Consider the following 12508-nt stretch of genomic DNA (forward strand, 5'->3'; position numbering starts at 1 on the left):
GGCGCCTCGTCTGCCCCCCCCCCCCCCCCGGGCGGGGGGGGGGGGGGGGGGGGGGGGGGGGGGGGGGCGGGGGGGGGGGGGGCGCCCCCCCCCCCCCCGCCCCCGTCCACCCGTACGGGTCAGACCTTGGCCTTGCCCAGGATGCGGTTCACTGTTGTACCGCATACCGGACACTTGCCCTTTGCCATGTTCATACCGGTCTTCGAGACCTCGACGTGCCCCTCGAAGTCCCGCTTCTCCTTGCACTTCACGCAGTAACCGTTGTAGGTCGTCTGGGCCTGGTCGGCCACGGTGCCCTCCTCGTCTCGTCCGCCGGTCAATACGGTCCCGGCGGGGTGCCCGGCGGCGGGCCACACGGGGCGCCGCTGGGTCTCACTCCACGGCCACCTTCGTGACCGCTGGTCCGCGGACCCTACCCAGGTCTGGGCAGTTCCATGTCAGCTGTGCATCGACACTGTGAGCAAGTCGACGTCGAGAGTGTGCATGGCGAAATAGGTCGGATAAGTCAGTTTGGCGGGGACACGCCGACCAAACCCTCTCAGCCACCCGTGCGGGTGGCCTGTGCGGCGTCCGAAGCGGTGCTCACCTACGTGGAGGCGGCGTACCCCGAGCTTGGCCTGCACGAAGGGTGACGAGAGGGCGCGGCGACGGCTCGGTCAAGAAATTTTCGGGACGCTGGGCGACCAATCACCATTTTCTGGGCGCGTGTCGTGCGGTTGACTCTTGCGGACCCCTGGTCAGTACGCATTAGCTTTCTGACGTGACACGTAGCCGAGGCTGCGCGGGCCAGTGATGGCGGGGACGCGCAAGCCGGTCGTCGAGGTGCGGCGCAGTCAGCGCCGACGACGCACGGTGTCCGCGTACCGTGACGGCGAACGTGTCGTCGTCCTCATCCCGGACCAGTTCTCCCGCGCCGAGGAGAGCGAATGGGTCGACCGGATGCTGGCCCGGCTCGCCGCCCGGGAGGGCCGGTTGGCCCGCTCCGATGCCGAGCTGCTGGCCCGGGCCACCCGGCTCATCGACCTCTACCTCAGCGGGTACGGCGCTCGCGCGGTGCCGGCCAGCGTGCGGTGGGTCACCAACCAGAACGGCCGATGGGGCTCCTGCACGCCCGCCGACCGCAGCATCCGGATCTCCCACCGCGTGCAGGACATGCCCGACTGGGTGATCGACTACGTGTTGCTGCACGAGTTGGCGCATCTCATCGTGCCCAGTCACAACGCGCGGTTCTGGGCGCTGGTGGGTCGCTACCCCAAGGCGGAACGCGCCCGCGGGTACCTCGAAGGCGTGGCCGCCGCCTCCGGCGCCCCGTCCCCACCTGACCCGCGCTGATCCCCCGTATCCCGGCGGCGCGGACACCCCGATTCCGCCGAAACTGAGTGGATCATCCCGCCGGGCCGGGCCGGGCCGGGCCGGGCCGGGCCGGGTCGGGCCGGGCTGGGCTGGGCTGGGCCGGGTCGGGCTGGGTCGGGCCGGGTCGGGCTGGGTCGGGCTGGGCTCGGCCGGGGCGGGTTCCGGGCGAGGTGGGGCGCTAGGGTCGGGGACATGTCGCGGCGGGTGGTGGTGGCGTTGCTCGGGCCGGTCCAGTGGTCGCCGCCCGGCGTCGATCGGGCGGACTGGCGGGCGGCGCTCGCCGAGGACGTCGTCGACCTGATCGCCACCCTCAACGAGGTGGAGGTCGCCGTCGCGGTGACCCCGGCCGACCGTGCGCTGGCGGACGCCCTGGTCTGGCCCGGCACCACGGTGTACGAGGTGGCCGAGCCGACGCCGAACGCGGTGTTCGCCGTGCTGGACGGCTACGACCAGGCGGCGGTACTCGCTGGTGACGTGCCCGATCTGCCTGCGCTGACCGTCGGCAAGCTGCTGCGCCCGCTCACCACCCGACCGGTCGCGGTGGCTCCGGTGGAGGGTGGCGGACCGGGTCTGCTCGGGGTGGCCGTACGGCTGCCCGTGCCGGGATGGCTACCCCCGCTGGATCTGGACACCGCGACGCCGGCCGACGCGCGCTCCGGTGCACCCCGGCCCATGGACGTGGCGGTCACCGCCGGGTGGCGACGGATGCGCGGCCCGGCCGACCTGGCCACCCTGGACCCGGCCTTCGAGGGCTGGGAGGCCACTCGGGCCCTGCTCTCCGGCTCGGGCCGGCCCGTCTGACCCGCTGCCGGCGCGGCGCACCCACCGCCGGCGGACCCGCTGTCGAGGCGGCGCGCCCACTATCGGCGGACCCGCTGTCGAGGCGGCGCGCCCACTATCGGCGGACCCGCTGTCGAGGCGGCGCGCCCACTATCGGCGGATTCGCTGTCGGCGCGGCGCGCCCACCATCGGGTGACGCGCTGTCGGCGAGGCGTCCGCCGGACGGGGTCCGCCACCGGCCCGCCCATCGTCCGGCGGACCCGCTACCAGCGGGGGCGACCGTCAGACGGCCCGCTACCGGTGCGCCACGGGCCGGCGGACCCGACGCCGGGCTGCCGGGTGCCCACCATCGAGCGGTGAGGCTGGGGAGGTGGGTGCACCGATGAGCGTGATGCCTGTGGGTCATATTGATGACTCACAGGCATCACGCTCACACCCGTCATTGCCCGCCTTCGGGCATCCGGGCCGGCCACCGAACGGCCAAGTGTCAGGGCCAAGCGTCAGGGCCAAGCGACAGGGCCAAGCGTCAGGGCCAAGCGTCAGGGCCAAGCGACAGGGCCAAGCGTCAGGGCCGGGCGTCAGGGCTTGGCGTCAGGGCTTGGCGTCGCCGTCGTCGTCGGTCTCGTCGGACTGGCCGGGAGCCTTCTCCTCCGCGCCACCGGGGGCGGTGAAGTCGAAGCTGTCCAGCTCACTCAGGTCCATGTCGTTCATCGCGAAGGCGACCGGGTCGGCGAAGTCGTCGTCCGACGGGAGCAGGTCGGGGTGCCCCCAGACGGCGTCGCGGCCCTCGATGCCCCGGTGCGTGGTGAGCGCGGCCCAGAGTGCCGCGGCCTCGCGCAGCCGGCGCGGGCGCAGCTCCAGACCGACCAGCGCGGCGAAGGTCTGCTCGGCGGGACCACCGGCGGCCCGGCGGCGGCGGAACGCCTCGCCCAGCCGGACGACGTTGGGGAGCCGTTCGCTGGCGGCGCTGTCCACCACGTGGCACACCCAGCCCTCGACCAGGGCCAACGCGGTCTCCAGGCGGGCCAGGGAGGCCTTCTGCGCCGGGGTGTCCTCCGGGGTGAAGATGCCTTCCAGGGCGATCGCCTGCATCGACTCCGGGTCGGTCGGGTCGACCCGGCCCATCGCCTCCTCGATCGCCTCCCGGTTGACCCGGATGCCCGAGGCGTACATCTCGACGGCGCTGAGCACGTGCCCGCGCAGCCACGGGACGTGCTGGAACAGCCGCTGGTGGGCGGCCTCACGCAGGGCCACGTAGAGGCGTACCTCATCCTCGGGGAGCTCCAGGCCCTCGCCGTACGCCCGGATGTTGGCCGGGATCAGCGCGGCCGTGCCGGCCGGGCCGAGCGGCAGCCCGATGTCGCCGGCGGAGAGCACCTCCGCGGCGAGCGAGCCGAGGGCCTGACCCAGTTGGCCGCCGAAGAGCGCCCCGCCGAGGGTGGCAACCATCGACTGCATCGGGCCGAGCTGGGCGCGCGCCTCCGGTGGCACCAGGTCACCCATCGCGCCGACCATCCGGCTGGCCACCGGGTCGCAGAGCTTGCGCCACACGTCGAGCGTCTTGAAGATCCACTCGTTGCGGTTCCAGGCGACCGGGGTCTGAATGCCCGACGGCCACGCCGAGGCCGGCTCCAGCCACAGGTCGGCAAGGCGTAGCGCCTCCTCCACCGCGTGACGCTCGTACGGTGACACCGCCGGGTCGCCGGCGGCCGCGAGCTGGCTGGCGGCCACCTGACGGGCCAGGTCCCAGTTGACCGGACCACTGCCCGGCGCGGACAGCAGGTGCTGCAACTGCGACATGAACTGCTGCATCTGCGCGGGATCGTTGGGGTCTGGTGGTTGCCCACCCGGGAGCGCGAAACCGAACGGAATATCAGGCACGACGTCTACGGTACGCGCGCCGCGCCCCAGGTCGCCGCTGCTGGCGTTGCGCTGAGGGCGAAGTCGTGTGGCGCATCCGGCGGGCGGCCGTCGACCGGTCGGTACGCTCTGCCGCATGAGACGTCGTGGCCTGACGGTCCTGCTCGGTGCCCTGTTCACCGCCCTGCTGAGCATCGGGGTGCTCCGGGTGCCGATCCCGTACGTGGTGCTCGGTCCGGGCCCGACGGTGAACACCCTCGGCACGGCCGACGGCAAGGAGGTCATCAAGGTCGCCGGGCGGGAGACGTCCACCTCCGCGGGCCAGCTCCGGTTGACGACCGTGGGGGTGCAGCCGACGGTACGGCTCCGGTCGGCCATCGCCGGTTGGTTCTCCGACGACGAGGCGGTGGTGCCGCGCGAGCTGGTCTACCCGCCGGGTGAGTCGACGGAGCAGGTCGAGCAGCGCAACGCCGAGGACTTCAAGGTGTCGCAGACCAGCGCCGAGACGGCCGCGCTACGCGAGCTGGGTTTCCCGGTGCAGGTGGTGGTGAAGACCGTCGCCGCGGACGGCCCGTCCGCCGGGGCGCTCAAGGTCGGCGACGTGGTCACCTCGGTCGACGGTCGACCGGTGCCGGTGGCCGCTAAGGTCACCGAGCTGGTCCGGGCCAAGCCGGCCGGTACGGCGTTGACCATCGGCTACACCCGCGACGGCGTGCCGGCGACGGCGACGGTGACCAGCCGGGAGCAGGACGGCCGGCCGCGGATCGGCGTCGAGATCGACCAGCAGCAGCCGCACCCGTTCACGCTCGACATCGAGTTGGAGGACATCGGTGGGCCGAGCGCCGGCCTGATGTTCGCCCTGGGCATCGTCGACAAGCTGACCCCGGCGGACCTCACCGGCGGAAAGGTCATCGCCGGCACCGGCACCATCGACGACGAGGGCTCGGTCGGCCCGATCGGCGGGATCGCCCAGAAGCTGGTCGGCGCGAAGCGCGCCGGTGCCAAGGTCTTCCTCGTCCCGGCGGACAACTGCGCCGAGGCGGTCCGCAATCCGCAGCCCGATCTGCCGCTGCTGCGGGTGGGTTCGTTGGACGAGGCGTTGACCGCTCTGGAGACCCTTCGTGCCGGAGGCCAGCCGACCCGCTGCTGACGGTGTGACCGTGCCCCGACACGTTCAGGAACACCCCGTACTCTGGGTGCCTGATCGGAGCCGATCACATCGAGCGTGCGGAGCCAACAGTGGTAATGCGTAGCAGCAGCCCCCTGCCGAGGATGAGCCGGCGCGGACGCGTCACCATCGCTGTCCTGGTCGCGGTGTTCGTGCTCTTCACCCTGCTCGGCTGGGGTGTCCAGGCATGGACGGACTGGCTCTGGTTCGACGAGGTCCGCTACACCGAGGTCTTCACCGGTGTGCTGCTCACCCGCCTGTTGCTCTTCCTGGTCATCGGTTTCGGCATGGCGGTGATCGTCGGCGGCAACCTGTGGTTGGCGTACCGGCTGCGTCCGCGGCTGCGCCCGCACTCGGTGGAGCAGGCGACCCTGGAGCGTTACCGGATGGCGCTCACGCCGCGCCTCGGCACCTGGATCGCGCTGGCCTCCGCCGTGATCGGACTGTTCGCCGGCCTCTCCGCCCAGAGCCGGTGGAGCCAGTGGCTGCTGTTCCGCAACGGCGGCGACTTCGGGATCAAGGACCCGGAGTTCGGGGTCGACCTCGGTTTCTACGTCTTCCAGCTGCCGTTCTGGCGCTACCTGCTCGGGGTCGGTTTCACCGCGGTGGTGCTGGCCGTGATCGGCGCGCTGGCGGTGCACTACCTGTTCGGTGGCGTCCGCCTGCAGGGTGTCGGGGACCGGATGAGCAACGCCGCCCGCGGCCACCTGAGCAGCCTGGTCGCGGTCTTCGTGCTGCTCAAGGCCGTCGCGTACGTACTGGACCGGCGGGCCATGCTGCTGGAGTACAACGAGGGCGCCAAGCTGTACGGCGCCGGCTACGCCGACGTCAACGCGTTGCTGCCGGCGAAGGAGATCCTGGCGTACATCTCGATCGTGGTGGCGATCGCGATCATCGTGTTCTCCAACGCCTGGATGCGGAACCTGGTCTGGCCGGGTATCTCGCTGGCCCTGCTCGGCGTGTCCGCGGTGGCGATCGGCGGCATCTATCCCTGGGCGGTGCAGACCTTCGAGGTCAAGCCGAGCGCCAAGGACAAGGAGGCGCCGTACATCCAGCGCAGCATCGACGCGACGCGGGCGGCGTTCGGGCTGGCGGCCACCGAGACCACCCCGTACGCGGCGAACAACTACACCCCACCGGCGAACCTGGCCACCGACACCTCGGTGGTGTCGAACGTCCGCCTGCTCGACCCGCAGCTGGTCAGCGAGACGTACACCCAGCTCCAGCAGGTCCGGGGCTTCTACGACTTCGGCCCCAAGCTGGACATCGACAGGTACGGGGTGAACGGCAAGACCTCCGACTACGTGGTCGGCGTCCGGGAAATCAACTACGGCGAGCTGACCGACCAGCAGAACACCTGGATCAACCGGCACACCGTCTACACCCACGGATACGGCCTGGTGGCCGCCCCGGCGAACCAGGTGGTCTGCGGCGGACAGCCGTTCTTCGTCTCCGGCTTCCTGGGGGAGCGGACCCAGGAGGCGTGCTCCTCGCAGACCGAGCAGATCCCGGCCAAGCAGCCGCGGATCTACTACGGCGAGCGGATGGCGGCCGACGACTACGCGATCGTCGGGCAGTCCGACCCGAACAAGAAGGCCGAGTTCGACCGGCCGGTCGGCGAGGGTGGCGGCGAGTCCTACACCTACACCGGCGAGGGCGGCGTGAAGATCGGCTCGTTCACGCGCAGGCTGCTGTACGCCATCAAGGAGCAGGAGTCGAACTTCCTGCTCTCCGAGGCGGTCAACAAGGACTCCAAGCTGCTGTACGTGCGCAACCCGCGGGACCGGGTGGAGAAGGTCGCGCCGTTCCTCACCCTGGACGGCGACCCGTACCCGGCGGTGGTCGACGGCCGCGTGCAGTGGATCGTCGACGGCTACACGACGGCCGCCACCTACCCGTACGCCGAGCGGGTCAACCTGCAGACCGAGACCACCGACGAGCTGACCAACCGGGGCACCTTCCAGCTGGCCCGGGAGAACGTCAACTACATGCGCAACTCGGTGAAGGCCACCGTCGACGCGTACGACGGCACCGTGACGCTCTACGAGTACGACGACACCGACCCGGTGCTCAAGGCGTGGAACAAGGCGTTCGGCGGCGACCTGATCCAGCCGAAGGCCGAGATCCCGGTCGAGCTGACCGAGCACCTGCGCTACCCGGCGGACATGTTCAAGGTGCAGCGCAACCTGCTCACGAAGTTCCACGTGACAAACCCGGGCGACTTCTACTCCGCCCAGGACTTCTGGCAGGTGCCCAACGTGCCGGACGCACCGGACAGCGGCCAGAAGCAGCCCCCGTACTACCTGTTCACGCAGTTCCCGGGGCAGGAGGGCCCGCGGTTCCAGCTCACCTCAGCGGTCACGCCGAACGGCCGGCAGAACCTGGCCGCTCTGATCTCCGGGTCGTACATCGACGGGAAGCCCCGGCTGGAGGTGCTGGAGCTGCCGGACCAGACCCGGATCTCCGGCCCGGTGCAGGTGCACCAGCAGATGACCAACAACGCGAACATCCGTCAGCAGTTGACCCTGCTCTCCAGCAACCAGGCGCAGGTGCAGTACGGCAACCTGCTCTCGCTGCCCTTCGCCGACGGCATGCTCTACGTCGAGCCGGTCTACGTGAAGAGCAACCAGCAGGACGCGTACCCGCTGTTGCAGAAGGTGCTGCTCTCGTACGGTGACGGCGGCTCGTTCGTGGCGCTCGCCGACAACATCAACGACGGCATCAAGCAGTTGGTCGAGCAGGGTAAGAAGGCCGGGCAGGGCACCTCGCCGCCCCCGACCACCGGGGGTAACCCGACCAGCCCGACGCCGACGCCGACGGGTACGCCGTCGCCGACGCCGAGCACCAGCAACCCGCCGCCGACGGGCGCGCTGGCCGCCGCCGCGGACCGGGTGCAGGCCGCCATCACCGAGGTCCGCGCCGCGCAGACGTCCGGTGACTTCGAGCGGTACGGTCGCGCGTTGAAGGCACTGGACGAGGCGCTGACCGCGTTCCAGCAGGCGCAGCAGGCCGCTGGTGCGCCCAGCGGCGGCCCGACGCCGAGCGTCAGCCCGAGCGCGGGCGGCTGACCCCGGCCACCGGCACCATCCCTCGGAGCCCCCGTCGTCGGACCACATCCGGTCCGGACGACGGGGGCTCCGCCGTTGCCACCTGTCGTCTCTCCGACAGGGGTCGACAGGCCCGCAACCTGCGGCAACGCTCCGCCGTCCTCACTGCAACGGGGCGCTGACGAGGGGGGACGGTCGTGAGGGACGCGCACAGCTTCGACGACTTCTACCGCAGCACCGCCCGGCGGATGCTGCGGTACGGCTATGCGGTCACCGGCGACCACACCGAGGCGCAGGATCTCGTGCAGGAGGCGTACGCCCGGGCCTGGCGGCAGTGGGGGCGGCTGTCGGCGCATCCGGCGCCGGAGGCGTGGCTGCGGCTGGTGGTGGCCCGGCTGGCGAGCGACCGCTGGCGGCGTCTGCACCGCTGGCGGTCGACGCTGAGTCGCACCGGCCCGCCGCCGGACACTCCGCCGCCGAGTGAGGACGGGGTGCTCCTGGTCCGCGCGCTCCGCCAACTGCCGGCCACCCAGCGGCAGGCGTTGGCGCTGCACTACCTCTTCGACATGTCGGTGGAGGAGATCGCCCGGGAGACCGACGTCCCGGTCGGCACCGTGAAGTCCTGGCTGTCCCGGGGTCGCACCCGGCTGGCCGCGCTGTTGCCCGACCTTCGTACCGCGACGCTGGAGGTGAACGATGCCAGTTGAACTCTCCGATCTGTACCGGTCGCTCAGCACTGTCGCCGACGACCAGGATCCGACGCATCCCGAGCTGGTCCGCCGGTACGCCGACCGTCGGGCGCGGGTCCGGGCCGCCGGCACCGGGCTCACGGTGGCGTTGCTGCTCGGCGGGGTCGCCGTCGGCGGTCGGTTGGTGTTGGCGGCGGACGGCCCGCCGCCGTTGCCGCCTCCCGCTGACACGCCCGGCCCGACGGCGACCGGGTCGGTCACCCCTCCGTCCCCGACTCCGTCCGCGACGTCGTCCTCCGCCACGTCGACGCCGTCGTCCGTGACGCCGACACGGACCACGCCGAGCGGTACGCCGCCGGCGCCGACCACGGGGGCGGCGACACCCCGGCCGCCCACCTCCATCCCGGACCGGGCGTTCTTCGTGCTGGCCGCCGCGAACCGGACCGGCATGGAGTCTCAGGGGGAAGGGGCCATGTTGCCGATCCTCTGCGGGGCGCGGCATGCCAGCGACTCCGCCGTAGTGCAGCGCCGTGGCCGGTACCTCGCGTACAAGCTGGCCGGCACTCCGGCGGGGAACGTCCCGGACGGCAGCTACCGGCACACCATCACCATCTACCGGCCGGGTCGTGCGGACGACGCGCTGCGCGAGTTGCGGCAGGCCGTCCGCGACTGCCCCGACCAGAGGTTGCCCGACGACACCAGGACGTGGCGTCAACGGCTGTTGACCTCGGGGGCGTACGGGGACGAGTCGGTGCTGTTCGAGATGCGGGCCCCGTACCCGGAGGGGATGGGTGACCCGGGCGCGGAGGAGGTCCGGCTGGTCCGGGCGGTCCGGATCGGCGACGTGGTGACGGTGCTGTGGGAGCAGGGCTGGGAGCACACGGCTGCCGTTCGGTCCCAGGTCGACGCCGACAGCCGCCGGGCGGTGGCGGCGATCGAGAACTGGCTCGACTGACAGCGGAATCGGAGTCGTTTTGCGGTGCCCCGGGTCGGTGCGCTACGGTTAGCGAGCCGACGCGGGGTGGAGCAGCTCGGTAGCTCGCTGGGCTCATAACCCAGAGGTCGCAGGTTCAAATCCTGTCCCCGCTACGAAAAGATCGAGAGCCCGTTTCCGGTTCGCCGGAGGCGGGCTCTCGCCGTTTATGGCCGTCGGCGATCGGTGCCAGTTCGCTGGCGTGCCGGAGGACGGCGTCGCGTCCGGTCATCGCGCCAGGTCTACCCGAACGTGCCTGCTCGGTCGAGCCGTGCGTGACCGAGCGCGTCCGCTTCGTCGTCTCGCAGCCGTGCGAGCCCGGACGTGCTCGCGTCTCGATCGGCCGTGGCTCGCTGCTCGGCGCCGTCGCTCTGGCGCTGGCCCTCGGCGAAAGACTCATCCTGCCCGCGACCGGCGCACCGGATGGGCAGCCCGGCACGGAGCCGATCAGAGGACCGGCAGTCACCGGGTCGGCAGGGCCGTGACCCCACTGATCATCGCCGAACGGGATGGGTTAGACTTAACCAGTCGACGCGGGGTGGAGCAGCTCGGTAGCTCGCTGGGCTCATAACCCAGAGGTCGCAGGTTCAAATCCTGTCCCCGCTACAACAGAAACACCAGGTCAGAGCCCGTCTCCTGCAAGTTGAGGAGGCGGGCTCTTGCTTGTCGGGTGGGCAATAGGTGGGCAAACGAATCGTCACGACGTGGCATTCTGCGGCAGCGGACGATTGTGAGCGCTGAGGCACGCGTCGGGTGCCGGACCCCGACGACCGCAGGACCGTCTGGGGAGAACCCGTGCCGGCCAGCCTCGCGTTCCGCGTCAAGGTGGAGCAGAGCTGGACGGGGACCTGGAACGCCTCACTGGCGGAATGACTGCCGAGCAACAGTACGAGGCCTTCGGCGTGATGGATCGGTGGGGCCAACCTCTCAGCGGGTCACGATGGCCGGCTAGCACGCCGCTCCAAGATCACCGATTCACCCCTGAGGACGACACTCGAAGACTTGGTAGGAATTGCCGCCAGCTCTGGTCATCGGCGAAGCCTTCGCCGCCAAACTGACGCAGGCGGGCGTGCCGACGATGAGGGCCAACTCCTCGGACGGTGCGTCCATGAGCACGGTTAGCACCGCCCCGTCGGCCGGCGCACGCGCAGTCCCCGCTCACGCAGCCGACGTTGGTCCGGTGGTGGCTGGCCCGCGCCCACCGGCAGTGTGTGTCCCAGAGTTTCCCACCGGTACCGCCCGTAAGGCCATCACCCGCGCCGAACGAGCCCGTGCGTTGGCTGCTGAACCCCGCGCGCTTCGGTAGCGCGCGGTGCCAGTGGCAGTGGATTTCCACGATGGGACGCCGAGGCCGACCGAACCTGGGCGGCACGCCTCAAGGCTTCGCCGGCATTGCTCAAGGCCGACGGCCTGGCAGCAGACGGAGTCGCCATGCTCGCGAGCCTTGACGCCTGAAGTCGACCATACGCAGTCTGAGCGCAGCTTTCGATTTCCTGGGACCGTCGCATGGCTCGATGAACGGTATCGACGCCGCCTGCGTGATGCCGCAGTTCATAATACTGACTGCCAAGAGCAGAGTTCCGAGCATTAAAAGTGGTATGAATCTCGAAGTAGTCAGCGCTGCTTATATAAGGCACGCCGCCCTGATCGTACGGGCCATATAGGGCGTTGTTCGCGAAGTCATTAAGGGCAATTCTCCGCCCTGTCGCCAGTTGCTCCAGCAGCCCCGAAAAGACGTCTACGTTGCCATCGCCGCTGTCGAGTATGCCGCAGTTACGCAACATTTTGTTGATGGCCACGTGGTTGGGCTGATCCGGACGGAGAAGCCCCTTTCCGACTAGTGCGTCCCCCACCTTTTGGCCAGTTCCAGATCCAAAGTATTCCACGTTCACGGTGTGTTTTATGTCTTCGCCACGAAGCTTCAGGAAATTTTTTAGGGTTGGCGGAAGTTGATCGTGGAGTGCACCGAAGTCCTTTCTTGCGAGAACCGGAATTAAGTCCTTCGGGAAGCTCCCATCAAAGCCCTGTTCAATATTGACCAGGCTTATCGTCGGAGCCGCCCAGTGAGATATAGCAATTCTGAGATGGTTTTCGAGCAACTTGCGGTCATTCTCCGGCTGCCTACCCTTGGATTCCTGCCAAAATAGCGCACCATATACGCGAGCAATGCGGTCGGCGGTTTCATAGTTCTCCTTCCAGGGGCCGGCTTCAAGGTAGCGCTCGTTGACGTCTTGAAGAAATTCTGCCGCTGCGTACTGATCGATGGACTGAGTGAATTGGGCGTGGACCGAACCGAAGGCGCGGGGAAGGGTTCGCGCTCTCGCCTTCTTGAATATGGGGTTCAGTTGCCAACCATCACTCGACTTGAACAAGTCCTCTAGCGATTTTCCCCGCGGTCCGGCGGACAGGAGTGCGCTGTTCAACTGGACGACAGCCTGATCTACTATGGCTGGTTCCAGGAACGGCTCATCCGGACGCGATTTGATCGCGTCGGATACCATCTCGGCGATGAACGCAGAATCCATCGCTGTCCGGTCCGTCACCAGGGCATTCGCAAGATCGAGCTATGACCGGATATTCGGTTATGTGATAGTCACGCCGGTTCCGGTGGGTACGTAGAAGAGCGCGGCCTTCTGGC

At 69.5% G+C, this 12508-nt stretch carries 9 protein-coding genes and 2 tRNA genes; 8 read left to right on the top strand and 3 right to left on the bottom strand.

Annotated elements, in window-relative coordinates; all coding sequences use genetic code 11:
* Positions 1–119: 119 nt before the first annotated feature.
* Positions 120–290 carry a DUF5679 domain-containing protein gene (locus tag AB0H52_RS30645; protein ID WP_167457767.1) on the bottom strand — a complete coding sequence of 57 codons (171 nt, stop codon included), beginning with the start codon at positions 288–290 and terminating at the stop codon, positions 120–122.
* Between the two features lie 502 nt (positions 291–792).
* Here AB0H52_RS30645 and AB0H52_RS30650 point away from each other — a divergent pair.
* Together AB0H52_RS30650 and AB0H52_RS30655 are read left to right on the top strand one after the other, a co-directional pair.
* Positions 793–1332: a M48 family metallopeptidase gene (locus AB0H52_RS30650; protein WP_151492936.1), complete on the top strand. Its 540-nt coding sequence runs from the start codon at positions 793–795 to the stop codon at positions 1330–1332.
* Positions 1333–1545: 213 nt separating this feature from the next.
* Positions 1546–2154 (top strand): hypothetical protein, encoded by a 609-nt coding sequence (locus tag AB0H52_RS30655; RefSeq protein ID WP_357951738.1) that lies wholly within the window; start codon positions 1546–1548, stop codon positions 2152–2154.
* Positions 2155–2724: 570 nt separating this feature from the next.
* Here AB0H52_RS30655 and AB0H52_RS30660 read toward each other — a convergent pair.
* The gene (locus AB0H52_RS30660) at positions 2725–4014 is read right to left on the bottom strand and encodes a zinc-dependent metalloprotease (RefSeq protein ID WP_151492467.1); all 1290 of its coding nucleotides are present in this window, start codon (positions 4012–4014) and stop codon (positions 2725–2727) included.
* A 115-nt stretch (positions 4015–4129) separates the two neighbouring features.
* On the opposite strand from AB0H52_RS30660, the gene AB0H52_RS30665 reads away from it, so the two are divergent.
* The 6 genes from AB0H52_RS30665 to AB0H52_RS30690 all read left to right on the top strand — a co-directional run bounded on the left by AB0H52_RS30665 (position 4130) and on the right by AB0H52_RS30690 (position 10476).
* Positions 4130–5143 carry a PDZ domain-containing protein gene (locus tag AB0H52_RS30665; protein WP_192580459.1) on the top strand — a complete coding sequence of 338 codons (1014 nt, stop codon included), beginning with the start codon at positions 4130–4132 and terminating at the stop codon, positions 5141–5143.
* Between the two features lie 95 nt (positions 5144–5238).
* Positions 5239–8229 carry a UPF0182 family protein gene (locus AB0H52_RS30670; protein ID WP_357951747.1) on the top strand — a complete coding sequence of 997 codons (2991 nt, stop codon included), beginning with the start codon at positions 5239–5241 and terminating at the stop codon, positions 8227–8229.
* Between the two features lie 176 nt (positions 8230–8405).
* Positions 8406–8915 carry a SigE family RNA polymerase sigma factor gene (locus AB0H52_RS30675; protein WP_357951741.1) on the top strand — a complete coding sequence of 170 codons (510 nt, stop codon included), beginning with the start codon at positions 8406–8408 and terminating at the stop codon, positions 8913–8915.
* A complete protein-coding gene (locus AB0H52_RS30680) occupies positions 8905–9852 on the top strand; it encodes a hypothetical protein (protein WP_357951743.1) in 948 nt (315 codons plus the stop codon). Before AB0H52_RS30675 ends, AB0H52_RS30680 begins: the two co-directional genes overlap by 11 nt.
* A gap of 60 nt (positions 9853–9912) precedes the next feature.
* A tRNA-Met gene (locus tag AB0H52_RS30685) sits at positions 9913–9986 on the top strand.
* Between the two features lie 416 nt (positions 9987–10402).
* A tRNA-Met gene (locus tag AB0H52_RS30690) sits at positions 10403–10476 on the top strand.
* Positions 10477–11120: 644 nt separating this feature from the next.
* On the opposite strand, the gene AB0H52_RS30695 is transcribed toward AB0H52_RS30690, so the two are convergent.
* The gene (locus tag AB0H52_RS30695) at positions 11121–12413 is read right to left on the bottom strand and encodes a hypothetical protein (protein ID WP_357951745.1); all 1293 of its coding nucleotides are present in this window, start codon (positions 12411–12413) and stop codon (positions 11121–11123) included.
* Positions 12414–12508: the final 95 nt, after the last annotated feature.

Origin of the sequence: Micromonospora sp. NPDC050695 (assembly GCF_040654415.1) — a bacterium.
Classification (GTDB): Bacteria; Actinomycetota; Actinomycetes; order Mycobacteriales; family Micromonosporaceae; genus Micromonospora.